The sequence below is a fragment of the Castellaniella sp. genome (assembly GCF_047971665.1).
Classification (GTDB): Bacteria; Pseudomonadota; Gammaproteobacteria; order Burkholderiales; family Burkholderiaceae_B; genus Castellaniella.
Genome location: NZ_JBKEAA010000019.1, coordinates 19,394 through 44,513, shown reverse-complemented (window position 1 = coordinate 44,513; position 25,120 = coordinate 19,394). Strand labels below are relative to the sequence as shown.

General features: G+C 64.7%; 20 protein-coding genes, 2 tRNA genes and 1 riboswitch. Of the genes, 17 read left to right on the top strand and 5 right to left on the bottom strand.

The features are described 5' to 3' along the window. The first annotated feature begins 1 nt into the window (after nt 1). The gene (hutH, locus tag ACK5JE_RS07720; RefSeq protein WP_416801118.1) at nt 2–1,540 is read left to right on the top strand and encodes a histidine ammonia-lyase; all 1,539 of its coding nucleotides are present in this window, start codon (nt 2–4) and stop codon (nt 1,538–1,540) included. Here hutH and hutI read toward each other — a convergent pair. Continuing rightward, on the bottom strand, nt 1,507–2,757 hold the full coding sequence (gene hutI, locus ACK5JE_RS07715) for an imidazolonepropionase (protein WP_416801117.1): 1,251 nt from the start codon (nt 2,755–2,757) through the stop codon (nt 1,507–1,509). The two genes, hutH and hutI, sit on opposite strands and share 34 nt — an antisense overlap. Before the next feature lie 152 nt (nt 2,758–2,909). Next, nucleotides 2,910–3,002, top strand: a riboswitch (TPP riboswitch). A gap of 52 nt (nt 3,003–3,054) precedes the next feature. On the opposite strand from hutI, the gene ACK5JE_RS07710 reads away from it, so the two are divergent. Next, nucleotides 3,055–4,317, top strand: coding sequence for a purine-cytosine permease family protein (locus tag ACK5JE_RS07710; RefSeq protein WP_416801116.1), 1,263 nt, complete (start codon nt 3,055–3,057; stop codon nt 4,315–4,317). A 457-nt stretch (nt 4,318–4,774) separates the two neighbouring features. Here ACK5JE_RS07710 and ACK5JE_RS07705 read toward each other — a convergent pair whose 3' ends face one another. Then, the gene (locus ACK5JE_RS07705; protein ID WP_416801115.1) at nt 4,775–7,054 is read right to left on the bottom strand and encodes a nitric-oxide reductase large subunit; all 2,280 of its coding nucleotides are present in this window, start codon (nt 7,052–7,054) and stop codon (nt 4,775–4,777) included. A gap of 196 nt (nt 7,055–7,250) precedes the next feature. On the opposite strand from ACK5JE_RS07705, the gene norR reads away from it, so the two are divergent. From norR to ACK5JE_RS07680, 5 genes are all read left to right on the top strand, one after another. Then, nucleotides 7,251–8,828: a nitric oxide reductase transcriptional regulator NorR gene (norR, locus tag ACK5JE_RS07700; RefSeq protein WP_416801114.1), complete on the top strand. Its 1,578-nt coding sequence runs from the start codon at nt 7,251–7,253 to the stop codon at nt 8,826–8,828. Nucleotides 8,829–8,973: 145 nt separating this feature from the next. Next, nucleotides 8,974–10,764, top strand: coding sequence for an ABC transporter ATP-binding protein/permease (locus tag ACK5JE_RS07695; protein WP_416801113.1), 1,791 nt, complete (start codon nt 8,974–8,976; stop codon nt 10,762–10,764). Between the two features lie 136 nt (nt 10,765–10,900). After that, complete coding sequence (locus ACK5JE_RS07690; RefSeq protein ID WP_416801112.1) at nt 10,901–11,278, top strand: SirB2 family protein; 378 nt, start codon at nt 10,901–10,903, stop codon at nt 11,276–11,278. Between the two features lie 97 nt (nt 11,279–11,375). Further along, nucleotides 11,376–12,275: a LysR substrate-binding domain-containing protein gene (locus ACK5JE_RS07685; RefSeq protein WP_416801111.1), complete on the top strand. Its 900-nt coding sequence runs from the start codon at nt 11,376–11,378 to the stop codon at nt 12,273–12,275. Then, entirely contained in the window at nt 12,262–13,446 is a 1,185-nt protein-coding gene (locus tag ACK5JE_RS07680; RefSeq protein WP_416801110.1) for a DUF3734 domain-containing protein, read from the top strand. Before ACK5JE_RS07685 ends, ACK5JE_RS07680 begins: the two co-directional genes overlap by 14 nt. 78 nt (nt 13,447–13,524) lie before the next feature. Here the strand turns inward: ACK5JE_RS07680 and ACK5JE_RS07675 are convergent, their stop codons facing one another. Continuing rightward, the gene (locus ACK5JE_RS07675; protein WP_416801109.1) at nt 13,525–14,445 is read right to left on the bottom strand and encodes a DMT family transporter; all 921 of its coding nucleotides are present in this window, start codon (nt 14,443–14,445) and stop codon (nt 13,525–13,527) included. A gap of 44 nt (nt 14,446–14,489) precedes the next feature. Here ACK5JE_RS07675 and ACK5JE_RS07670 point away from each other — a divergent pair, with 44 nt between their 5' ends. The 6 genes from ACK5JE_RS07670 to ACK5JE_RS07645 all read left to right on the top strand — a co-directional run bounded on the left by ACK5JE_RS07670 (nt 14,490) and on the right by ACK5JE_RS07645 (nt 20,751). Further along, on the top strand, nt 14,490–15,032 hold the full coding sequence (locus ACK5JE_RS07670) for a MarR family winged helix-turn-helix transcriptional regulator (RefSeq protein ID WP_416801108.1): 543 nt from the start codon (nt 14,490–14,492) through the stop codon (nt 15,030–15,032). A gap of 91 nt (nt 15,033–15,123) precedes the next feature. Continuing rightward, on the top strand, nt 15,124–16,551 hold the full coding sequence (locus ACK5JE_RS07665) for an efflux transporter outer membrane subunit (RefSeq protein WP_416801107.1): 1,428 nt from the start codon (nt 15,124–15,126) through the stop codon (nt 16,549–16,551). A gap of 27 nt (nt 16,552–16,578) precedes the next feature. Further along, nucleotides 16,579–17,805 carry an HlyD family efflux transporter periplasmic adaptor subunit gene (locus tag ACK5JE_RS07660; RefSeq protein ID WP_416801106.1) on the top strand — a complete coding sequence of 409 codons (1,227 nt, stop codon included), beginning with the start codon at nt 16,579–16,581 and terminating at the stop codon, nt 17,803–17,805. Further along, on the top strand, nt 17,802–19,421 hold the full coding sequence (locus ACK5JE_RS07655; RefSeq protein WP_416801105.1) for a DHA2 family efflux MFS transporter permease subunit: 1,620 nt from the start codon (nt 17,802–17,804) through the stop codon (nt 19,419–19,421). The genes ACK5JE_RS07660 and ACK5JE_RS07655 overlap by 4 nt, the downstream gene beginning before the upstream one ends. Before the next feature lie 70 nt (nt 19,422–19,491). Then, a tRNA-Asn gene (locus tag ACK5JE_RS07650) sits at nt 19,492–19,567 on the top strand. Between the two features lie 494 nt (nt 19,568–20,061). Next, on the top strand, nt 20,062–20,751 hold the full coding sequence (locus tag ACK5JE_RS07645) for a MarC family NAAT transporter (RefSeq protein WP_416801104.1): 690 nt from the start codon (nt 20,062–20,064) through the stop codon (nt 20,749–20,751). Between the two features lie 98 nt (nt 20,752–20,849). On the opposite strand, the gene ACK5JE_RS07640 is transcribed toward ACK5JE_RS07645, so the two are convergent. Continuing rightward, on the bottom strand, nt 20,850–21,233 hold the full coding sequence (locus ACK5JE_RS07640) for an RNA-binding S4 domain-containing protein (RefSeq protein ID WP_416801103.1): 384 nt from the start codon (nt 21,231–21,233) through the stop codon (nt 20,850–20,852). A gap of 88 nt (nt 21,234–21,321) precedes the next feature. Between ACK5JE_RS07640 and ACK5JE_RS07635 the strand changes: the two genes are divergently transcribed. The 3 genes from ACK5JE_RS07635 (at nt 21,322) to ACK5JE_RS07625 (ending at nt 24,338) form a co-directional block, all read left to right on the top strand. Then, nucleotides 21,322–21,885 (top strand): DUF488 family protein, encoded by a 564-nt coding sequence (locus tag ACK5JE_RS07635; protein WP_416801210.1) that lies wholly within the window; start codon nt 21,322–21,324, stop codon nt 21,883–21,885. A 91-nt stretch (nt 21,886–21,976) separates the two neighbouring features. Continuing rightward, nucleotides 21,977–23,206: a DUF3422 domain-containing protein gene (locus ACK5JE_RS07630; RefSeq protein ID WP_416801102.1), complete on the top strand. Its 1,230-nt coding sequence runs from the start codon at nt 21,977–21,979 to the stop codon at nt 23,204–23,206. A 25-nt stretch (nt 23,207–23,231) separates the two neighbouring features. Further along, a complete protein-coding gene (locus ACK5JE_RS07625) occupies nt 23,232–24,338 on the top strand; it encodes an AI-2E family transporter (RefSeq protein WP_416801101.1) in 1,107 nt (368 codons plus the stop codon). Between the two features lie 28 nt (nt 24,339–24,366). On the opposite strand, the gene ACK5JE_RS07620 is transcribed toward ACK5JE_RS07625, so the two are convergent. Continuing rightward, on the bottom strand, nt 24,367–24,735 hold the full coding sequence (locus ACK5JE_RS07620) for an MAPEG family protein (RefSeq protein ID WP_416801100.1): 369 nt from the start codon (nt 24,733–24,735) through the stop codon (nt 24,367–24,369). A 226-nt stretch (nt 24,736–24,961) separates the two neighbouring features. On the opposite strand from ACK5JE_RS07620, the gene ACK5JE_RS07615 reads away from it, so the two are divergent. Further along, nucleotides 24,962–25,037: transfer RNA gene (locus ACK5JE_RS07615), tRNA-Thr, on the top strand. Nucleotides 25,038–25,120: the final 83 nt, after the last annotated feature.

Here is a 25,120-nt window from a genome sequence, read left to right as displayed (position 1 = left end):
CATGACCCTCCCCCTGGAACTCGTCCCCGGCGCACTGGATCTGGATCAGTTGCGACGCATCTGGCAAGGCGGCGTCACGTTGACCCTGCCCGCCCGGGCCTACGCCGACATGGATGCCTCGGCCGCCGTCGTGCAGGCCATCATCGACCGGGGCGACCCGGCCTATGGCATCAATACGGGCTTTGGCAAGCTGGCCCAGACGCGCATTCCCGACGACCAGTTGCAGGCGCTGCAACGCAACCTGATCCTGTCGCATTCCGTGGGCGTGGGCGATCCGCTGGACGCGCGCATCGTTCGCCTGCTGATGGCCATGAAAGCCGCCAGCCTGGCGCGCGGCTATTCCGGCATCCGCTCCAGCGTGGTGCGCACCTTGCTGCAGGTCTTCAATGCCGGCCTGATCCCGCACATCCCCGAAAAGGGGTCGGTGGGTGCCTCCGGCGACCTGGCGCCTCTGTCGCACATGACTCTGGCGCTGTTCGGCGAGGGCCGCATCCTGTGCGAAGGCCAGTGGCTGCCGGCCGGACAGGCCCTGGCGCAGGCGGACATTGCGCCCATCCACCTAGCCGCCAAAGAAGGCCTGGCCCTGATCAACGGCACGCAGGTCTCCACCGCGCTGGCGCTGCACGGGCTTTTCCTGGCCGAACATTTGTTCGACAGCGCCGTGCTGGCCGGCGCGCTGAGTGTCGATGCCGCCAAGGGCAGCGATGCACCGTTCGACCCGCGTGTGCACGAAATCCGCGGCCAGCCGGGACAGATCGAAATCGCCCGCCGTTATCGGGCCTTGCTGGCGGGCAGCGCCATCCGCACATCCCATCTGGTGTCCGACAACAAGGTGCAGGATCCCTACAGTCTGCGCTGCCAGCCTCAGGTGATGGGCGCCATTCATGATCTGATGGCCCAGGCCTCGCGCACGCTGCTGACCGAGGCCAATGCCGTGACCGACAACCCCCTGGTCTTTCCGGGGCGCGACGGCGAGCCTGACCAGGTGATCTCGGGCGGCAATTTTCATGCCGAGCCCGTGGCATTCGCCGCCGACACCCTGGCATTGGCGATCGCGGAAATCGGCGGCCTGGCCGAACGCCGCGTGGCCCTGCTGATCGATGCCAGCATTTCCGGTCTGCCCCCATTCCTGGTGCCGGAACCCGGGCTGAATTCAGGCTTCATGATCGCGCACGTCACGGCCGCCGCCCTGGCATCGGAAAACAAATCGCTGGCGCATCCCGGCAGCGTGGACAGCCTGCCCACGTCGGCCAATCAGGAAGACCACGTCAGCATGGCGACGTTTTCGGCGCGCCGGCTGGCCGACATGGCCCGCAATACGGCCTACATCGTCGGGATCGAGCTGCTGTGCGCGGCCCAGGGCATCGATTTCCACGCCCCCCTGGCGACATCGGCGCCCTTGCAGGCCCTGCACCGGCGAATCCGCCAGGACGTGCCCTTCTACGACCGCGACCGCCTGCTGGCGCCCGATCTGGACATCATCGGCCAGCGGGTCCTGGAAGGCAGTTACCGGCCGGACTGGAACACGATCCTGCCCTGACGCACCGCGAAACGGCAACGCGGCAATGCCATCCAGTAGGCCAGCTCCGCCGGGCTGTCGATCTCCCAGACCACAAAATCCGCGGGATGACCGACTGCCAGGCGGCCGCTGACCCCGGCATCCCCGAGGGCATCCGCCGCATGACGGGTGACGCCGTCCAGTGCCTCGGCCACCGTCAGCCGGAACAAGGTGCAGGCCATATTCATCATCAGCAGCAATGAGGCCGTGGGCGAGGTGCCGGGATTGCAGTCGGTGGCGACGGCCATGGGCACCCCGTGGCGACGCAGCAGATCGACGGGCGGTACCCGCGTTTCGCGCAGAAAGTAATAGGCCCCCGGCAGCAGCACCGCCACCATGCCGGCCTGTCGCATGGTCCGCACACCGGCCTCGTCCAGCCACTCCAGATGATCGGCCGACAATGCCCCATAACGGGCCGCCAGGGCCGTGCCGCCCAGCAGAGACAACTGCTCGGCATGCATTTTTACGGGCAGGCCCCGTTGCGTCGCCGACCGCAGCACACGTTCGGACTGGGCCAGGCTGAAGCCAATGCCTTCGCAAAAAACGTCCACGGCATCGACCAGCCCTTCATCATGCAGCGTCGGCAACAAGGTGCCGCACACCAGATCGATGTAATCATCGGCCCGGCCCGCGTATTCCGGTGGCAGGGCATGCGCGCCCAGAAAAGTCGTGCGCACCGTGACGGGGCGCGCCTGACCCAGACGCCGGGCCACACGCAGCATCTTGCGCTCGGTTTCCAGGTCCAGGCCGTAGCCGGATTTGATCTCGATGGCGGTCACGCCTTCCGCGCGCAGCGCATCCAGCCGCGTCAGCGCCTGCCGGAACAAGGTGTCTTCGTCGGCTGCGCGCGTGGCCCGCACACTGGACACGATGCCCCCGCCCTGGCGGGCGATCTCCTCATAGCTGGCCCCCTCGAGACGCAGGGCGAATTCGTCCGCCCGCTGCCCCCCGTGGATCAGATGCGTATGACAATCGATCAGCCCCGGCGTCACCAGCGCGCCGCCGAGATCATGTTGCGGCACATCCTGAAAACCGGCGGGCGCCTGGCTCGCTGAACCCAGCCAGGCGATGCGCTCGCCATCGACCGCCAGGTCACAGACGGGGACCGGTCCCGACCGCCAGCCGGCCGGCACCGGGCGCAGGTTCTTCCACAGGACACGGCCGGACGACGAGCGGCGGATTTCCTGGACGGGCGGCATTCCGGAGACCTCGACATGATATTTGTATAGACAATACGAGGCATTATGCCTGTCGGTCACGGGAGGGACAAGAGAAGCCCTCATCAGGAACATGGGCTCACTTGCCCGACCCGCCCGGCCGATCCTACAATCGAACCCAATTCGCCTTTACCGAGCTTCGCTAGGGGTGCCGCTGCGGCGGCTGAGACAGTCCCTTCGAACCTGATTGAGATCATCCTCGCGCAGGAAAGCAGCTCGCCACGGTCGTGGTTCGCCCACTCTCCGTGTCTGCTTTCCGCCTTTTCAGACAGGCACGCCATGCAGACATCCGTTTCCCCCTCCTCCGCTCCCGAACGTGTCTTTGGCTGGCGCGATCACACCGCCTTGTGGTTCAGTCTGGGCGTCGGCCTGCTGGTGATGCAGGTCGGTTCTTACCTGGTCCCGGCGCTGGGCACCCGCGATGCCCTGGCGGCCGTGATCGTAGGCTCGGTCCTGGGTGCCGGCCTGCTGGCCTGGGTGGCCCATCTGGGCTGCAAAAGCGGTCTGTCCAGCGCGGGCCTGATCCATACCGTCTATGGTCGGCACTTCGCCCGGTTGCCCGTGCTGCTGAACATCGTGCAACTGCTGGGCTGGGCGACTTTCGAGCTGGTCGTGATCCGTGACGGCACGGCCGTCATCAGTCGCCAGGCCTTCGGACTGGACATCGGGCTGGTGCTGCCCACGCTGTTCTGGGGACTCATCGTGCTGGCCTTGCTGCGCGGTTCCATGACCACCCTGGTGCGTCGCATCGTCAGCCGCATCGCCCTGCCCCTGGTGATTCTGTCGCTGATCTGGCTGACCCTCCAGTTCGCCCTGAAACTGGGCGCTGCTGGACTGGTTGGCCTGTGGAAGTGCACCGGCGACGGCAGCATGAACGCTTTTCAGGCGCTGGACCTGGTGATCGCGATGCCCGTTTCCTGGTTGCCCCTGGTGGCGGACTACGCCCGTCACGGCCGCAGCAGCCGGGGAGCCCTGGGAGGCACATGGCTGGGCTACACGATTGCCAACATCTGGTGCTACACGCTGGGCATTCTGGTGATCACCGCCACGGAACAGAATCTCGACATGGTGAGCGCTCTGCTGCTGGCGCAAGGCGGCCTGACCGCGCTGGGCCTGATTCTGGTCGACGAACTGGACAACACCTACGGCGATCTCTATTCGGGTGCCGTTTCCGCGCAAAGCCTGTGGCAGGGCCTCAGCCTCAAGACCTGGGGCATGATCCTGACGGTCGTGTCGATCGGACTGGCGATGGTCTTGCCCATGCACGCGCTGGAGCCCTTCCTGCTGACGCTCAGCTCGGTCTTCGTGCCCCTGTTCGGCACCATCCTGGGAAGGCTGAGTGCGCAGCCCATCCGGCCGACCGAGACGCCACGCGCGCTGTACACAGCGCCTGCCCTGATCTGGGTGCTGGGCATCGCGCTCTACCACGCGCTGGCGCAATGGGCTCCGCAATACGGCAGCGCCCTGCCGACGCTGCTGCTGACGTTTGTCCTGGGCGTCCTCAGCGCACGGGTCGGCGAGCGGGCCGCACAAACGGCCTGAGCTGACAGCGGGTTGGGCCTCATCGCCTTCACACATTTGGCCCTGTGCAGGGGCCAGGCATCAGGATACGATCCCATGCTATCGGGATGTCACGGCTCAGCCGCACGCGCAAACCCATGAAACAACGCAATAGCGGCCCTTAGACGACGCCCCTGTCCAATTTCCCGACAGTCAATCAAGCCCGCCTGTGGGCAAGCCTCAGGCAGCTGGCCCACTTTGGCGCCACACCGGCCAGTGGCGCCAATCGCCAGCGCTTTGCCATCCGGCTTCCTTCAGACTCGCAGTCACCCGCAAAACCCTTGCCGTAGGCTAACTCTTCCCCTTGCCGGGCGAGTACGGGACTTGCACCCGCTAGTGGGTACACCCTGCCGGGCGCACCATAAAAAAAGCCCGCCTCTTCCGAGGCGGGCCGTGTGAAGCGCCGGTCTCAGGCGCTTCGTACTGCAAGGCGAACCGCTTACGTCCGCTGAGCGGCCAGTCGCACATCGGCGGCAGGCGCGGACTTGCCATTCAGCAAGGCCGTCACAACCTGCCACATGACACCCAGGCCACCGGTGATGAACACCACATCCCCGAAGGTCCGGGTCCACCGCAGCGTCTGCAGGATATCCTGTTGCATGAAGGTCTCGCCGCGGGCCCACCAGGTTCCCACGCTGTAGCTGGCGTGGAACTGCATCAGGCCGATGGGCAGCAGGCTCAGGGAGATCATCATCACCAGGCCGATGTTCATGCACCAGAAGGCCGTCCGCATGAGGTTCTCATTGAACTGCATGTTGGGGCGCAGATAGCGCAGCACGAACAGGACAAAGCCCAGCGCCAGGAAGCCGTACACACCGAACAGGGCTGCGTGCGCGTGCACCGCCGTCGTGTTCAGGCCCTGGATGTAGTAGAGCGCGATCGGCGGGTTGACCATGAAGCCAAACACCCCGGCGCCCAGCATGTTCCAGAAGGCCACGGCCACGAAGAATTTCAGCGGCCAGCGCAGGTTTTCCATCCAGGGCGCCCGATCCTTCAGGCGCCAGTTCTCCCAGGCTTCATAGCCCAGCACGACCAGCGGCACCACTTCCAGCGCGCTGAACGACGAGGCGATGGCCATGATCGGCGTGGTAGTACCCGAGAAGTACATGTGGTGCAGGGTCCCCGGGGTACCGCCCAGCATGAACAACACGGCCGAAGCCAGGCAGGCGATGGTGGCGTTGCGCTTGGACACCAGGCCCATGGTCGAGAAGATGAAGGCCAACGCCGTGGTGGCGAACACTTCGAAGAAGCCTTCGACCCACAGGTGGACCACCCACCAGCGCCAGTACTCCATGACGGTGATGTGTGTCTTTTCGCCGTAGGACAGGCCGGCGCCGTAGAACAGGCCGATGCAGATCACCGAGGCACTGAACAGGGCCAGCAGGTTCTTGTCGCCTTTCTGCTTGAGCGCCGGCACGATACCGCGCAGCATCAGGAACAGCCAGAACACGATGCCCAGGAACTTGCCGATCTGCCAGAGACGGCCGAGCTCGACATACTCATAGCCTTGATGGCCCAGCCAGAAATTCCATTCAGCGGGAATCAGGTGCGCGATGGCGGCGAAGTTGCCGGTGAACGAGCCGACGACCACCAGGACCAGCGCCCAGAACAGGATATCGACACCGAGCTTCTGGAATTTGGGATCCTTGCCGCCATTGAGGATCGGCACCACGAACAGACCAATGGCCAGAAAACCGGTCGCGATCCAGAACAGGGCCGCCTGGATGTGCCAGGTGCGCACCAGGGAATACGGCAGCCATTCGGAGACATTGATACCGTAGAAGGTCTGGCCTTCAACCGTGTAGTGCGCGGTAAAGCCGCCGATGAAGATCTGCGCCACGAACAGGGCGACGACCAGGAACAGGTACTTGCCCAGCGCGCGCTGCGAGGCGGTCAGCGGAATCTGCAACACCGGATCACGCGCCGGCGCGGGGCCGATGTCGTCGTGTTCCTTGTGCGTGAATGCCCAGCCCCACACCAGCAGGCCCACGCCCGCGATCAGGATGATCACGCTCATGACGGACCAGATAATGTTTTCCGCCGTCGGCACATTGTCGATCAGCGGTTCGTGCGGCCAGTTGTTGGTGTAGCTGGCCACGGTCCCGGGCCGGTCGGTCGAGGCTGACCAGGCCGTCCAGAAGAAGAAATTCGCCAGGCGGGCGCGGGCTTCCGGCGACGGCAGCGTGCCTTCCTTCATGGCGAAGCTCTTGCGGGACTTCTGCATGGAGGCATCGTCGCCGAACAGCTTGTCATAGTACGAAGCCGTCCGGGCAATGGCCTGGGCGCGCCGGTCAGACACCGTGACGGCGCCCGAGGCGGCATCATAGGTGTTCTTGCGATACTCTTCTTTCAGGCGACGCTGCAGCACGGCCTGGGCGTCCCCGTCCAGTTGGGCGAAATTCATCCCATACTGTGCCTGGGCCGCCAGATCCAGCCAGGCCGTCAGCTCGCGATGCAGCCAGTCAGCCGTCCAGTCCGGCGCCTGGTAGGCGCCGTGCCCCCAGATCGAACCGACCGTCATCCCGCCCGCCGACTGCCAGGCGCTCTGACCGTCCAGGATCTGGGTTTCGGTCATGAGGACCTCGCCATTGGCGGTCACGACCTGCGCCGGGATGGGAGGCGCCTGGTTATAGACTTCCTTCCCCATCCATCCCAGGACACTGAATGTCACTAAAAGAACGCCGATCAGCGTCCACCATAACTTCTTATACTCACCCATTCTGCGCTCCTTCTGCAGCCGCGAGATTTTGTGGATACGACGCCGAAACGGCGCCACCTGTTTGCTTCACAAAACATTAAGCAAAAATCATGCCAATTCACCTATCTAGGGGAAATCACTGATATAAATCAAAAAGGGTATTTTTAACCCTTCGACGGACGGTACCAGATACCCTTTAATGGTATAAATTACCCTTATGGAAACCATGCTTCTTCACGACCTGTCCGCCGATCTGTCCGATGGCGTGCGCCTGCAGCGCGCCGCCATGACCATCCGCGAGGCCTTCGCCTGCGATGCTGTCGGCCTGCTGCTGCTCGACAGCGCCGATACCCTGCACCTGGTGGCCGCCGCCGGACTGGCCCACGAGGCCCTGGGTCGACGCTTCATCGTCGCCCAGCACCCACGGTTCGCCACGATCCTGTCGCGCCGCGAACCCACCTGGTTCGACCCCGAAAGCGTGCTGCCCGATCCCTACGATGGCTTGCTGGACGACCGCAAAGGCTCCCCCCTGCCGGTCCACGACTGCATGGGCATGACCCTGTACCGCCAGGGCCGTCCCTGGGGCATCATGACGCTCGACGCGCTTGCCACCGGGACCTTCGACGAAACAGCCCGCGCGCAATTGCTGCGACTCGGCCTGATCCTGCAAGCGGCCGTGCGGATCACCGAACTGGAACGCGAGAACCGCCAGCTGCGCCAGTTGGGCAGCACCCAGCAAGGCCTCGAGCGCATTGGCGAAGCCACCGAAATCCTGGGGCGCAGCGAGGCCATTCAGTCGCTGCTGCACGAACTGGACCTGGTGGCCGATTCGGATCTGCCCATTCTGCTGCTGGGCGAGACCGGCGTCGGCAAAGACCTGTTCGCCCGCCGCCTGCACCGCCACTCCCGCCGCAGCCAGCAGCCCATGATCCAGGTGAACTGCGCGGCCTTGCCCGAATCCCTGGCGGAAAGCGAATTGTTCGGCCACGTCAGGGGGGCGTTCTCGGGCGCCACATCCGACCGCCCGGGACGCTTCGAGGCGGCCCAGGGCGGCACCCTGTTCCTGGACGAGGTCGGAGAGCTGCCCCTGAGCCTGCAGGCCAAGCTGCTGCGCGTCCTGCAGAACGGCGAAATCCAGCGGCTGGGCACGGATCAGGTCATCAAGACCGACGTGCGCATCATTGCCGCCACCAACCGCGACCTCAAGGCCAACACGCAGGCCGGCCTGTTCCGCACCGACCTGTACCACCGTCTTTCGGTCTATCCGATCCCGATTCCGCCGCTGCGCGAGCGCGACCGGGATGTCCTGATCCTGGCCGGCCATTTCCTGGAACTCAGCCGCGCCCGCCTGGGATTGCGCGGCGTGCGCCTGTCCTACGAAGCCGAGCGCGCGCTGGGTCAATATCCCTGGCCCGGCAACGTCCGCGAACTGGAACACGTCATCAGCCGCGCCGCGCTGAAGATGCTCAGCCGCGGCGCCTCGCGCGACCAGGTGCTGACCATCGGCCCGGAACTGCTGGATCTGGACATCGACCTGCCCGACCCGCCTCAGGACGCCCGCAGGCTGCCGCCCGGAGACGATCCCGATCCCACTCCCGCGTCACAGACCATCGACACCATCCCGCTGCTGCGCGACAGCGTCGAGATCTGCCAGCGCCGCGCCATTGGCGAGGCCCTGACCGCCTCGCGAGGCAACTGGGCGCAGGCCGCGCGCGCGCTGGGACTGGACCCCAGCAACCTGCACAAACTCGCCCGCCGTCTGGGCCTGAAGCACGAATCCGGCGTCGCATCCTGATCCCGTCCCGGGACCTGCCGCTCCCTGAATGCACGCCGGGGCTCGTGCGCAGGAACTATTCCGCATCCGGACGCCTCCAACTACAATCCTCACGCCCGGGCCTTTCGACGGGCGCCTCCGATCGTCCCTCAAGGAACCGCACTCCATGCAATGGCAAGAAGTCCTGATCGAAAGCGGCCTGTGGCTGGCCAAGGCTTACGCGCTCACGCTGCTGTTCGGCGTGGCCATCATCTGGAGCCTGGCGCGCTTCACGCGCTGGGGACGGCAGTTCCGGCGTCTGAGCGCCGGCTATTTCTCCCCGCGCCGCAGCTGGAAACCGTTGGCCGGCGTCGCCCTGATCCTGCTGCTGACCCTCGCGGCCGTGCGCCTGGATGTGCTGTTCTCCAATTGGTACAACGCCATGTACAGCGCGCTGCAGTCCCTGGACGAGAAAACCTTCTGGGCCGCCATGCTGCTGTTCTCGCTGCTGGCCGCCGTGCATGTGATCCGCTCGCTGTTCGACTTCTATGTGCAGCAGGCCTTTACCGTCCATTGGCGCGAATGGCTCAATGAGCAGCTGCTGAGCCGCTGGATGAAGGAACAGGCCTATTACCGCGCGCAATCCCTTAGCCATCTGGCCGACAACCCCGACCAGCGGATTCAGCAGGACATCACCAATTTCGCTCAGACATCCATGACGCTTGCCGTGGGCCTGATCAATGCGCTCGTCTCCACCATCGCGTTCACCGTGATCCTCTGGAATCTGTCCGGCCCCATGACCGTCCTGGGTCATGAGATCCCGCGCGCCATGGTGTTCCTGGTCTTCATCTATGTGTTCCTGGCCACGCTGCTGGCCATCTGGATCGGCAAACCGCTCATCCGGCTGAATTTCCTGAACGAAAAGCTCAACGCGGATTACCGTTATGCCCTGGTGCGCGTGCGCGAATACGCCGAGAGCATCGCCTTCTATCGCGGCGAACGCGTCGAAGGCCGGACACTGCGGCACGGCTTCGCCCAGGTGATCGGCAATGCCTGGGACATCATCCACCGCTCCCTGAAATTCCTGGGCTTCAATTTCGTCGTCACGCAGACCGCCGTGGTCTTTCCCTTCATCCTGCAAGCCGCGCGATTCTTCTCCAAGCAGATCAGCCTGGGCGACCTGATCCAGACCGCCCAGGCCTTTGGCCGCCTGCAGGACAATCTGTCTTTCTTCCGCAATGTCTACGACAGTTTCGCCACCTACCGCGCCACGCTGGAACGTCTGGCGGGATTCGACGATGCCATCGACGCGGCCCGGGCCATGCAACTGCCCCACACCCGCCAGGACGGCAGCCGTCTGGCGCTGAGGGAGGTGACCGTGAACCGCCCCGACGACCACGCGCTGATCCGCAATTTGAGCCTGGAGGTCGCCCCCGGCCAACCGCTGCTGGTGCGCGGCCCGTCGGGCTCGGGCAAAACCACCCTGCTGCGCATGATCGCGGGCATCTGGCCGCACGGATCGGGCGAGATCATCCGCCCGGATACATCCGCCCTGTTCCTGGCCCAGAAGCCCTATCTGCCCCTGGGCACCCTGCGTCAGGCGCTGCACTATCCGCAGCCCGCCGATGCCGTCCCGCCCGGCCAGGACGAGACCATCCTGGATCGTGTGCAGCTTGGTCATCTGCGCGACCGGCTCGACATCGAGGACGACTGGAGCCGCATCCTGTCGCTGGGGGAACAGCAGCGCCTGGCCTTCGGCCGCCTGCTGATCGCGCGTCCCCAGGCAGCCTTCCTGGACGAGGCCACGTCCGCCATGGACGAGGGCCTCGAAGACGCCATGTACCGCCTGCTGCGCGACCAGTTGCCCGACGCCCGGATCATCAGTGTGGGCCATCGCGGCACGCTGCGCAGGCATCATGGCGTCGAACTGGCGCTGCAAGGCGAAAACGGCGGCTGGACGCTGAATCCGATCGAATGACCCCGGACGGCGCCCGGCCAGCCGCCACCGCAGCGGCCGGGTACGGTACACTCGCCCAGACCGTCACGGCCCGTCGCCTCATCACAGATTCATTGCCGCAACAGGCATCGCCAAGCTGCCACCTCTCCCCCAGATCATGAATTACTACTTCCCCATCAAACATCTGCACATGATGGCCGTCGGCCTGAGCATCGTCCTGTTCGTCATCCGGGCCTACTGGTCCGTGACCGGCTCGGCCCTGCTCCAGCACCGCCTGGTGCGCATTCTGCCTCACGTGGTCGATACCGTCCTGCTGACCTGTGGCGTGATCCTGGCCGCCATGATCGGCCCCGAACAGCCCTGGATCCTGACCAAGATCATACTGTTGATCGCCTACATCGGCGTCGGCTCATATGCCATCAAGCGCGGCCGCACGCCCCGGACGCGGCTGATCGCCGCCTTGTGCGCCGTCGCCATCTTCGCCTACATCGTCGGCGTGGCCCTGAGCAAAAGTCCCGCCTCCTGGTTTGCCTGAGGCCTGACATACCGGGCGGCACAGGCCATCAGCCGCTCCGATCATTCCCCGGCCGTGATATAAATAAAGTTGATATCCGCCCAGGAATCCACCCCTCATGCTCGGCCTCAGCATCCGCCAGATCGAAGTCTTCGTCGCGGTCGCCACGACCGGCGGTGTGCGGCAGGCCGCCGAACAACTGCACCTGACCCAGCCCGCCGTCAGCATGGCCCTGGGCGAACTGGAGCGTCAGTTGGGCGCCCCCCTGTTCGACCGCGAGCGCGGCCGCCTGCGGCTGAACCCCCAGGGCGCGGAACAACTGCCCCTGGCCCGCGAGATCCTCGAGCGCCTGGGCGACATGCAGCGCCGCCAACGGGACGCCGACGGCACCCTGGAAGGCGAACTGCGCATCGGCGCCAGCAATACGGTCGGCAACTACCTGGTGGGGGAACTTCTGGGCCCCATCACGGCCCAACACCCCATGGTGGCCCTGCATCTGACCGTGGACAATACCCGAGACATCACCCGCATGCTGCTCGATCATGCCATCGACGTGGCCTGCGTCGAAGGCCCCGTGCACCATGCCCAACTGGAGACCCTGCCCTGGCGCAACGACGCATTGGTCGTCTGCGCGGCCCCGGCACACCCCCTGGCGCAGCGCGCGCGACTGCAACCCCGGGATTTTGCCGATGCCCGCTGGATTCTGCGCGAACGCGGCTCGGCCACCCGCAGCCTGACCGAGCAGGCCATGACCGTGCTGCCGCCCGGACGGATCCTGCTGGAACTGGGGCAGATCGAGGCCATCAAGCAAGCCGTCATCGCCGGCCTGGGCATCGCCTGCCTGCCCTATGCCGCCACCCTGGATGCCGTGGCGACGGGCCGGCTGCGTGTGCTGCGCACGCCCTTTCTGCAACTGGACCGGCGCCTGTCGATCGTGCTGCATCGCAGCCGCTATCGAGGCGCCCTGATCGAAGCATTCCTGCAATCCCTGGAGACCGCACCCCATGCCCAAGACTGAATCCCGCGCGTCGGACGCCGCTCAAGCCTACGAAACCCGCGCCCTGGTGCTGCAAGGCGGCGGCGCCCTGGGCGCCTATCAGGCGGGCGTCTACGAAGGTCTGCACGAGGCGGGCATCGAACTGACCGATCTGGCCGGCATTTCCATCGGCGCGCTGAATGCCGCGATCATCGCCGGCAACCCGGTCGAGCGGTGCGTCGAACAACTGCACACATTCTGGGACACGATCTGCCAGCCCTACGTCGGTCCGGTGGCCAATCCGCTGCTCGAGCACAGCTTGCTTCAGATCAGCGACGTGGCGCGCCAGTTCCTCGGCGCCATGCATGCCGGCAGCGCCGTGATGGTGGGGCAGAGGGGATTCTTTCATCCGCGCTTTCCGCCGGCGGCTTTGTCCACGTCCCTGGATCCCGCCCATGTCGGCCACTACGACACCCGGCCGCTCAAGGACACGCTGGAATCCCTGTGCGATTTCGACCGCATCAACGACAGCAGGCTGCGCGTGTCGATCGGCGCCGTCAATGTGCGCACCGGCAATTTCGTCTATTTCGACAACCACAGCACACGCCTGCGGCCGGAACATTTCATGGCATCCGGCGCCCTGCCCCCGGCTTTTCCGGCCATCGAGATCGACGGCGAGTACTACTGGGACGGCGGTCTGGTCTCCAACACCCCGCTCTCCCGGATCCTGGCGCAGAACCTGTCACGCGACACGCTGGTCTTTCAGGTGGACCTGTGGTCGGCCCGCGGCGGGGTGCCGCACAGCCTGAGCGAAGTCGGCGACCGCATCCAGGACATCCGCTACTCCAGCCGGACCCGAATGGTCACCGAACAGATGCGGGCCTACCGCAAGATGCAGCGCCTGCTGCGCGACATGCTGGACAAGGTGCCGGCCAAACTGCGTGATAGCGACCCGGACTGCCGGCAGGCTGCCGAGCTGTCCAGCGACAAGCGCAGCAACATCATCCACCTGATCTACCGCGACAAACCCTACGAACAGCATTTCCGCGACTTCCAGTTCGGCCTGGCCACGATGCGGGAACACTGGTCCACGGGTCTGCAGGACATCCGCGACACCCTGAATCATCCCCGCTACCTGGCGATGCCCGACAACGCGGTCGGCTTCATCACGCACGACGTGCATCGCGACGAAATCGAAGAGGGCATGAAGTAAGCGGCATGTCCGGCAGTAAGCGGCATGTCCGGCATCGGCGGGCGCTGGGCCCTCCTCTGGCTTATGCCGCGACAGGACTCAGCCGCGCGCTGTTGGCCGGTGCCCCAGCACGACGGCCGAAATCGCCACCAGGATCGTGCCCGCCACCTGCAGCGTCGTGATCGGCTCGCCCAGGAACAGCCAGGCCAGGAACAGGATCGACACCGGCCCCAGCAGGCCCAGCTGAGCCGTCAGCGGCGCGCCGATGCGCGCCACCGACCACATGATCATGAAGGTCGGCAACACCGTGTTGATCGTGGCATGAATCAGCGACAGGCCATAGACCGGCAGGCTCTGGTTCAACCCCGCCAGCCCCTTGACCGCAAAAAAATGCACCATCGTCACCCCGGCCGAAACCGTCATCGCATAGGCCGTCAGCCGGGTGGCCGTGACCCGTTCGATCAGTTCGCCCGAGCCGATCAGGTACATGGAATAGGAAAATGCCGCCCCCAGCACGCAAGCCGCCCCCAGGACCACATCATCGCCCGTGATCGACAGATCGGCCCAGAACACCAGCGCCACGCCGCCGTAGGCCAGTGCCATGGCCAGCCATTGACGGGCAGAAATGGGCTTATGCAGGAACCACGCTGAAAACAGCAGCACGAAAGTCGGTGAGAGAAACAGGATCAGCCGCTCCAGTCCGGCGGAAATATATTGCAGTCCCAGAAAATCCAGGAAGCTGGACAGGTAATAGCCGATGAAACCCAGCACGGTGATGCGCAAGCCATCCCGCCACCCCAGCCGCACCAGCAAGCCCCGGCGCGCCCGGGACATCTGGACCAAGGCGATCCCGGCAAAGAACGGCAGCGCCAGCAGCATGCGAAAACCGATCACATCCAGCGCATCCACCCCGTGCAGGTACAGCAGCTTGGCCACGATCGCCTTGGAAGAAAACAGCACGGCGCCCAGGCCCGCCAGCACAAATCCGGTCCAGAACATACGGCGGGAGAGTGGATGCATTTATTTATTTGCCTAGTCAGATATTGATCTGGTATGATTCTATCATGCAAGCCGATCGCCCCGATGGCCCCTCGCCCTCTTCGCAAGACCATGCCTACCAGCATTATGCTGGCGTGCCCGGCGACCTCGTTCTCGAGCGCAACGTCGGTCTGCTCGTCAAGCATGTGCACACGCTGCTGCACCGGATCATCGACCTGCGCGCCGGCCCCATGGGCCTGACGGCCAACCAATGGCGTCCACTGTTGCTGATCCAGCACCGAGGCACCGACACGCCGGCCGAGCTGGCGCGCGCCCTGGACATCGACACAGGCGCCACGACGCGCATGCTGGACCGCCTGGAGTCCAAAGGCTTCGTTCAACGCGAGCGCGTGCCCGAGGACCGGCGTGTCGTGAAAATCGTGCTGACGGACATGGGTCGCACCGTGTCCAGCCAGATCCTGCCCATCGTCGCCCAGGCGCTGAACATCCATTTGAGCGGCTTCTCCGAGGACGAAATCCGCATGCTGATCGCACTGCTCAAACGCATGATCATGAACGGCGAGCACTACCTTCAACAACAGACGGCCGACCGCCCCGACAAGCCCTGACACCGGGCGCATCCGTCCGGACATCCTCTTGCCCCATATAACTGACTAGTCAGATACAGACCCGATCAATAATATTCAGCTTCCTGTCAGCATGAAACCGCTCATCCCCCTGCTGCTCGCCCTGTCGCTCTCCGCCTGCGCACCCATGGATCCCGGGGCGCCCTCGACCCGGGCGCTCGATGCACAGACCCTTGAACTGACCGACACCACCATTGACTGGCCGGGCGACCGGTGGTGGACTCGCTACCGGGATCCCCAACTCGACTCCCTGATCGACCAGGCCCTGCAATCCAATCCGTCGCTGGACGCCGCCGCCGCCCGCGTGCGCCTTGCCCGGGCCGCCGCACGCGGCGCGCGCGCCGTGCAATGGCCGCAGGTCAACGCCAACTATCACCTGACGCGACAGCGCTACAGCGAGAATTACATCTACCCCCCCCCGCTGGGCGGCTCCTACGAAACCGACACCGGCCTGACCTTGAATCTGGGCTTCGACCTGGACCTGTGGGGCCGCCTGCGCTCCCTGTCCGGCGCCGCCGCCCAGCGCGCCACCGCCGCCGAAGCCTCCCGGCAGCAGGCCCGCGTACTGCTCATTTCGGCAGTCGCCCAAGCCTACTTCCAGTTGCAGAACGCCCAGGCCCAGGCCACCGCCATCAACAGCATTGCCAGCAAGCTGCAGGAGGCCCTGAACATCACCCGCGACCGCTACAAGAACGGTCTGGGCATCCAGGTCGACGTGGATCAGGCCGACTCGGCCGTCTCGTCCGCCCGTGTCCAGCTCAGCCAGGCGCGCAACAACGCCCAGCTGCTGCACAACCGGCTGGCCGCACTGCTTGGCCTGTCGCCTGAACAATTGCCGGCCCTGACCGCGCGTCCGGGCGCTGCGCTGCCGCCCGACGTTCCCGCGCATCTGCCCATGGCCCTGCTGGGCCGGCGTGCCGACATCACGGCCGCCCGCCTGCAGGCCGAAGCGGCCGGCGCCGAAGTCTCCGCCGCCAGGGCCGAGTTCCTGCCCAACATCAGCCTGTCGGCCGCTTTCGGCTACCTGTCCCTGGGGCTGGACAAGCTGATCCGCAGCAGCAGCGAAAACTACAGCGCCGGGCCGGTTGTCACGCTGCCGATTTTCAACGCCGGCGCGCTCAATGCCCGGCTGGAAGGCCGCCGCGCCGAGCGCGACGAAGCCATCGCCCGCTACAACGAGACCATCCTGGGCGCCCTGCGCGAAGTGGCCGATGCGAGCGACTCGATCCGGTCATTGAACGAGCAGATCCGCCACCAGGAAGCCAGCATGAAGGCAATCACCTCGGCCTACGACGTGGCCCTGAACCGCTACAAGGCGGGCCTGGGCGACTTCGTCCAGGTGCTGCAAGCGCAAAGCGAAGCCCTCAAGCAGACCGTCCAGACCACCGACCTGCATGCCCGCGCCTATGTTCTGGACGTGCAACTGGCGACCGCCCTGGGCGGAGGCTATGTCCAGGGCGACAGTCCGGCCCGCGGCACCGAAAAACCGGCTCAACCGTAAACCCGCAACCCTCCCTTCGATCGCATCATGACCGCATCCAGTCCCAGCAACTCTCCCGCCCGCACCCGCCTGATGCTCTGGGCCACCGGCGCCTTCATCCTGGCCGCCGTGCTCTATGGCATCTGGTGGCTGATGTTCGCCGCACATTACGAATCCACCGATGACGCCTACGTCCAGGGCAATCTGGTGCCGATCAGCGCCCAGATTCCCGGGACGGTGGTGGCCATCGGCGCCGAGGAAACCCAGACCGTCAGTCAAAGCGACCATCTGGTGACCCTGGACGACAGCGACACGGACATCGCTCTGGCCCAGGCCGAAGCAGCCCTGGCCCAGACCGTGCGCCGCACCCGGACCCTGTTCGTGCAGAACGACGCCCTGGCCGCGGATGTCGCCGTCGGCGAGGCCAACGTCGCGCAGGCCGCAACGCAGCTCAGCAAAACGCGCAACGACCTGCAGCGGCGCAACGCCCTGCGGGGCACGGGCGGGGTCAGCGGCGAAGAACTGCTGCATGCCCAGGTCGCCGTCAAATCTGCCGAAGCGGGCCTGGCGCAGGCCCGCGCCGGTCTGGCGGCCGCACGCGCCAAACTGGCCACCAATCAGGCCCTGACCCAGGGCAGCACCGTGGCCACACATCCCGACGTCCTGCAGGCCGCGGACCTGGTGCGCCTGACTTGGCTGACCAACGTCCGTTCCCGGATTCTCGCGCCGGTCAGCGGCATGGTCGCCCAGCGATCCGTCCAGCTGGGCCAGCGCATCCAGGCGGGTACCCCGTTGATGACCATCGTGCCGCTGAACAGCCTGTGGGTGGAAGCCAATTTCAAGGAAAACCAGCTCGATTCGATGCTGCCTGGTCAAAAAGCCGCACTGGTCTCCGACCTGTACGGCAGCAAGATCATCTATCACGGCACGGTCGTCGGCGTCTCCGCCGGCAGCGGCAGCGCCTTTGCCCTGCTGCCGGCGCAAAACGCCAGCGGCAACTGGATCAAGGTCATCCAGCGCGTGCCCGTGCGCATCCGGCTGGATCCCAAGGAGCTTCAAGAACATCCCCTGCGCGTGGGTCTGTCCATGACGGTCGAGGTCGACCTGTCCTCCTCGCCAGCACCATCGGACGACGGCAAGCCTGCGGACCCGCGCCCGCAGGACCCGGCGGGCAACCCGGCCGAACCCGCGCTCAGCACCCCGGTCTACAACCATGACCCGGCCGAGATCAATGCCCGCATCCAAAAGATCATCCAGGACAACATCAGCTCATGAGCACCGCGACCCTGACGCCTGAAGACAAGGACGCGCCACCGCCGGAGGCGCCCGCCGCGCCTGCGCAGCCGCCTGCCGAAGGCTATCCGCCTCTGGAGGGCAGGGCCCGCACCTTCGGGACCATTGCCCTGTCGGCCGCCGTGTTCATGAACGTGCTGGACTCGTCGATTGCCAATGTCTCGATCCCCACCATTGCGGGCGATCTGGGCGTCAGCGCAACCCAGGGCACCTGGGTGATCACCTCGTTCGCCGTCGCCAATGCCATCACCGTGCCGCTGACGGGCTGGCTGACGCAGCGTTTCGGCCAGGTGCGCCTGTTCGTCATCGCCGTCCTGCTGTTCGTCATGAGCTCCTGGCTGTGCGGTTTCTCCTGGTCGCTGGAGTCCCTCGTGGTCTTCCGCGTCATCCAGGGCGCAGTGGCCGGGCCGATGATCCCGCTGTCGCAATCCCTGATGCTGGCCAGCTACCCCAGGGCCAAGGCCGGCATGGCGCTGGCGCTCTGGTCCATGACGATCCTGGTCGGTCCGATTGCCGGCCCCCTGCTGGGCGGCTGGATCTCGGACAACTATTCCTGGTCCTGGATCTTCTATATCAACGTGCCGGTCGGCCTGATCGCGGGCTGGGGCTCGTGGCAGGTCTACAAGTCACGGGAGTCGCGCCGCGTGCATCGGCCCATCGACCGCATGGGTCTGTTCCTGTTGATCGTCTGGGTCGGCTCCCTGCAGCTCATCCTGGACAAAGGCAAGGAACTGGAATGGTTCGCCAGTCCGCTGATCTGCGTATTGGCTGTGATCTCGATCATCACCTTCGTCTATTTCCTGATCTGGGAACTGACCGCCGCCCATCCCGTGGTCGACCTGACCCTGTTCGCGCAACGCAATTTCACCACCGGCACCATCGCCCTGTCGGTCGCTTATGGCGTGTTCTTCGGCACGGTCGTGCTGCTGCCCCTGTGGCTGCAGAACACCATGGGCTACACGGCCACCTGGGCGGGCGTGGCTTCCGCCCCGGTGGGCATCCTGGCCATCGTCCTGTCGCCGGTCGTCGGCAAGCTGCTGGCCCACGTCGATCCGCGCCCGATCGCCACTATCGCCTTTCTGATCTTCGCCCTGATCAGCTACATGCGCGCCCAGTTCAACACCGGCGTGGACCTGTACACGGTCATGCTGCCCACCTTCATCCAGGGCGCCGCCATGGCGACGTTCTTCATCCCCCTGACGACGATTTCTCTGTCGGGCCTGAGTCCCGACCGGATCCCCGCCGCCGCCGGTCTGTCGAACTTTTTCCGCCTGGTCTGCGGCGCCTTCGGCACCTCGATCACCACCACGATCTGGGACAACCGCGCCACCCTGCACCACAGCCGCCTGACCGAGGTCGCCCGCCCCGGCGAACCGGCCTTCGATCACATCACGGGCGGCCTGCAGAACCGGGGCATCGACCTGCAGCATAGCGCCGGTCTGCTGGACCGGGTGATCAATCAGCAGGCCTTCACGATGTCGGCCACCGACATTTTCTATGCCTCTGCGTGGATTTTCCTGGTCCTGATCGGCCTGATCTGGCTGGCCCGACCCAAATCGGCCACCCACGGCGGCGCGGCAGCGGCGGGCGCGCACTGACTGCGGGACATGCCCCAGCGCGCTTTGCTGGCAAGTAAAAAAATATGCTATAGTTTCGCTTCTATGCAATTCCCCGATAGCTCAGTCGGTAGAGCGACGGACTGTTAATCCGCAGGTCCCAGGTTCGAGCCCTGGTCGGGGAGCCACAGAATACCGAGCAGTATCAAGCACTTATGCCAATCCTTCACAAGATTGGCGTTTTTGTTTTTGGGCATTCTGTCAACCAAGTGTCAACGCAAAAATAACCGACCCATTGGGGCTCAACCCTACGACTCCGCCCCATTTCGGGATTTTTGACGATAAAGTACTCGAAAGGTTGATACGACTTTTCTTGTTGCGCCTCATTTTTCCAGCCCGCCTACCGCAAGGTACGCGGGCTTTGCCATGCCTGGCATTTGGTGCACATGCCTGAACCTGAGCAAGGATGGCAAGCGGATCACTGACACTCCCGTCTGATCTGTGACCGTCCAACTTCTGGGGGCAGTTCACGAAGGCCAGGGTTTTTTGCCGGCATCCTGCCGGGCTGATGATCGATCAGTCTCCCGTGCATTATGATGAACGGGTCGTCATTGATGATTTACGCATCAATCACCCAGGCCACCGCAAGTGGCCTCATGCTCCACCCATTCCAGACGCCTCCATGCACGCGCTCATTGAACTGTTTTCCGCAGTCAGCCTTGGATTGACGCTGATGCTTCCATTGGCCAATCCGCTGACCTCCATGACCCTGCTGCTGTCCATGGGCCACCTCCTCCCGCCCGCGGAACGCAACCGCCAGATCACACAGGCTGCAGTGTATGTCGTGTTGATCATGCTGGTGACATATTTCGCCGGCCAGTGGGTCATGCGCTCGTTCGGCATCTCGATTCCCGGATTGCGCATTGCCGGCGGCCTGATCGTGGTGTTCATCGGATTCACGATGCTGTTCCCGACGCAAAGCACCGAAGAAATGCCGGAAGCCGAGGCCAATGCCGATGCGCTGGCCAAGCGCAAATCCGTCAACATCGCCTTTGTCCCGCTGGCGCTGCCCGGCACGGCGGGGCCAGGCACCATCGCCTTCATCATCAGCATCACCGCTTCCGTGCAGTCGGGTCCGCCCCCCTATTCCACGCTGACGCTGATCCTCGCCCCGATCATCATCTTCATGCTGCTTGGCCTGCTGTTCTGGGTCTGCCTGCGCAGTGCCAACCGGATCGACAAGCTCATCGGCGAAGGGGGCGTCCAGGCCATCGCGCGGGTCATGGGGTTCCTGCTGGTCTGCATGGGGGTGCAATTCGTCATCAACGGCGTCCTGGACATCATCCACACGCAAGGCGCCGCCCTCCCCTGATACTGTGCGGCCTGCCCGGCCAACGAAAACCGCCCCGATCAGGGCAGGACCTCTCGGCAGCCACATTCGACAGACACCGCCGGCACCATCCGGCGACGTTACCGCCCACGCCACCGGTCGATCTGTCGCCGATCACGCTTCGTCGGGCGCCCCTCCTCAAAATCCCGGGCAGGCTCGGGCGCCAGACGGCGCATCTCGGCGGCCTGTTCCCGCGCGGCCACGCTGTCGGACGTTTCTTCATACAGCAACACAGCCTGGGCAGCCGGCCCACGCACCTTGCTGAGCGCACATACCCGGACCTGCAGGGGAGGTGCGCCGGCCCGACGCACCTCGACCCGATCGTTCAGGGAGATCTCCCGGGCGGGCTTGACCGGCTGGCCGCCGACCAGCACCCGACCGGCACCGATTTCATGTGCCGCCAGGCTGCGGGTCTTGTAAAAACGGGCGGCCCAGAGCCATTTGTCGAGTCGTATCTTGTCCATGCCAGGTCCTGTCCTTGTCGGCGACGGCTGCGGGCTGCCGGTGCGCGCCGGCTTGTCCATCGCCCGTGGAAGGGATTATCGTCGTCCGATGATGAATCCCCTCTATACCATCGGCCACTCGAACCGCAGCCTGGACGATTTCATCGCCTTGCTGACCCAGGCAAAGATTGCGCATCTGGCCGACATCCGCACGGTACCACGCTCGCGCGCCAATCCCCAATTCAACCAGGACACCTTGCCCGAGGCCCTGAGAGCGTGCGGCATCACCTACGCGCACATGGTCACCCTGGGCGGGCTGCGCGGCAAATCGAAGACCGTGTCGACCGCAACCAACGGCTACTGGGAAAACGACAGTTTCCATCATTATGCGGACTATGCCCTGAGCCCTGAATTCCATCAGGGACTTGAGGCCCTCATCACCCAGGGGCGGTCACAGCTCACTGTCCTGATGTGCGCCGAATCCGTCTGGTGGCGCTGCCACCGGCGCATCGTCTCGGATCATCTGATCGCCCACGGCATTTCCGTGTTCCACATCATGGGCGCCGGCCGGCTCGAGCCGGCCACGCTGACGCCGGACGCAGTGATTCAGGAAGACAAAACCGTCGTGTACCCGGGACCGCAGCCGACCGGGCACTCTCCGGCCACAGCCTGACGGCTCTCCGACGCAGACCGTTTTCCATACTTCTGGCCTGGACTTTCGATACACTGAGTTCTTTTTCCCGCTTTCCGATCCGGACCGACGCATGCATCCGCACCGAAACGCTCTGCACAACGAACTGCACGCCCGCCCCTCGATGTACTTCGATGCGCCGGCCCAGGTCTTTCACCTGGCGTTCCTGGACGAGCACGAAGCGGCCGAAACCATCGTCCGCTCTCTGTGCAACCGCCACGTCGCATTGGCCGATCCCACCCTGCCCCAGGGAGAATTCCCGGTGGGCGACGCACGACTCAAATGGGAAAGGCATACCGAATTCCTGACGCTGACCCTGGTGATCCCAGGTCCCCAGGCCACGCCCTGGGCGGCCCTGCCTTCGGCGCTCGCCGAAGTCGCCGAGGCCCATAGCGCCCTGCTGATCAACGCCGACCAGATCTGTGTGGAATCGGAGACAAGCTGGCGCGGCTCGATCGGGCATTACGGCTTCACGGATCCGGTCGGCTCCAAGCTGGATGACGGCAAGGCGACCGTCTGGAGCGATCTGCGTCTGAACGGCAACGGCCTGAACCGCATGCTGATCCTCAACCGGCAGTTTGACAGCCGGCGGCTGGGCCGCATGGTGCGCCGCCTGCTGGAGGTCGAAACCTACCGCCTGATGGCCTCGCTGACCCTGCCCGTCGCCCGTTCGCTGGGCGCCGAGTTGCGCCAGTACGAGCAGGAACTGGCCACGCTGTCCGACGCCAACGCCCGTGCCGAGTCCCAGGACATCGAAGCATTGCTGGAGCGCATCACCCGCCTGTCGGCCCGGATCACCCAGACCAGCGCCCGCACACGGTTGCGATTCAGCGCCACCGAAGCCTACGCCCAGCTGGTCTACGAGCGCATCGCTGAACTGCACGAGAGCCGCACCGGAGACTGCCAGCAGCTGGGGACATTCATCGCCCAGCGCTTTCGTCCCACGGTGCGCTATTGTGCGTCCACCGATCAACGCCTGAGCCGCATCGGCAGCGCGGTCTCCCACCTGAGTAACCTGCTCCAGGCTCGCGTCCAGGTCGAAATGGAAGCCCAGAACAGCCAGATCCTGCAGAGCCTGAGCACCCGGGCCGCAACCCAGATCAAGATCCAGAAGGCCGTGGAAGGTCTGTCCATCATCGCCATCAGCTATTATCTGTTCAGCCTGCTCAAACTGCTGTATCAAGGCATACTCACGCTGGGATTCGAACTGCCGCCCCGCACGGCCCTGTTGGCCGGCACACCGCTGGCAGTGCTGATCATCGGCACAATCGCCTACCGCATTCGCAACGCCCGGCGTCACTGACTCTTCCGACACCCCCCCTCCGACCATGCACACATTGCACTTTCGCAGTTTCCTGCTGCTGCTGACCGCGGTATCGATCGCCTTCATCAGCATTCTGCTGCCGTTCTACGCCGCCATCTTCTGGGGCGGCGCGCTGGCCGTGATCTTCAGCCCCATGTTCCGATTCCTGCTGCGCGCCCTGGGCGGACGCAGCCGCGGCCTGGCGGCCTTCCTGACCGTGCTGTGCATCACACTGATCGTCATCCTGCCGATGCTGTTCATTGCCGCCTCGCTCGCCAACGAGGTGGCGGGGCTGTACAACCGCGTCAATTCCGGCCAGATGAACCTGGGCGGCTACTACGAGCAGATCGTCGGCGCCCTGCCGGCCTCCGTGCACAGCTGGCTGGAATCCTTCGGTCTGGGCGATCTGCTCAGCATCCGTGAAAAACTCTCGGCAGGCGCATTGCAGGCCAGCCAGTTCCTGGCCAAGCAGGCCGTCAATATCGGCCAGAATACCTTCCAGTTCGTGGTCGGGCTGGGCATCATGCTCTACCTGCTGTTTTTCCTGCTGCGCGACGGCGCCATCATCGTCCCCAAGCTCAAGCGGCTGATCCCGCTGGAGGACTCGCACCGCCAGGGCCTGTTCCAGAAATTCGCCACCGTGGTGCGCGCCACTGTCAAGGGCAACATCGTCATCGCCGCCACTCAGGGTTTGCTGGGGGGCCTGATGTTCGCCTTTCTGGGTATTCAGGGCTCCCTGTTCTGGGGGGTGATCATGGCCTTTCTGTCTCTGCTGCCAGCCGTGGGCGCCTCACTGATCTGGGTCCCGGTCGCCATCTATTTCCTGGTCACCGGCGCCCTGTGGCAAGGCATTGTCCTGATCCTGTTCGGTGTGCTGGTCATCGGCCTGCTGGACAACCTGCTGCGTCCCATCCTGGTGGGCAAGGACACCAAACTGCCCGACTATGTCGTGCTGATCTCCACCCTGGGCGGCCTGTCGGTATTCGGGTTGAACGGCTTTGTCATCGGCCCGCTGTTCGCCGCACTGTTCATGGCCTGCTGGGATATGTTCCCCGCCGCGGTCACGCAACACCAGAAGGAACACCCGCAGGAACGCCTGCCCTCGAGAACCAGCCCTGAGCAAGACACCTGACTCTCGATCCGCGCCTCCGGGGATCGCGTCAGGCCCACAAAATCGCCAGATTCACGACCAGGGCGGCGCCCCAGACGATCGAGCGGACCAGACCGCGCCCCAGGACATAGGCCAGCACATACAGCACCCGCAAGGCCACCCAGACGCCCATCAGCCAGGCCAGCCGGTCCGGCTGCGCGCCGACATGCAGGGCATACAGCACTGCGGCATAAAAAAACGGCAGTCCCTCGAACAGATTGGCCTGCGCCGCATTGGCGCGGGCACGCCAGCCCTGCTGGGCGGCCAGCCAGGGGCGCGGATCGTTGTTGTCGTATCGCTGGCCGCCGGCCTTGGCCGTCATCGCAGCACCATAGGGCAGCACAGCCGCCGCCACCATCAATCCTTGAATCCAACTCATTCTGGCCTCGCTCGGATCACCCTTCCATGTCCGTATTATGACGGCGATGACCGCCATCAGCCCTGATATCGCGCAATTCCGCATATTTCCGCGTGTTGCGGCGCTTGCGCCGTTCCAGCCCCGGGCCGCCTGAACCTCATGAAATTCATGTATAATAACGGGCTTTGGTGGAGCGCATTCATGTGCGCCTTGACCAGACTGGTGGGACGCATAGACATCCACCGTTGCCGGCTTAGCTCAGTTGGTAGAGCAGCTCATTCGTAATGAGAAGGTCGGGGGTTCGACTCCTCTAGCCGGCACCAGATCGAACAAAAGACAAAACGCCAGTTCTGCGGAACTGGCGTTTTGCATTCAGGCCGGCCCTCACGGGTGTCTGGCGATCCGC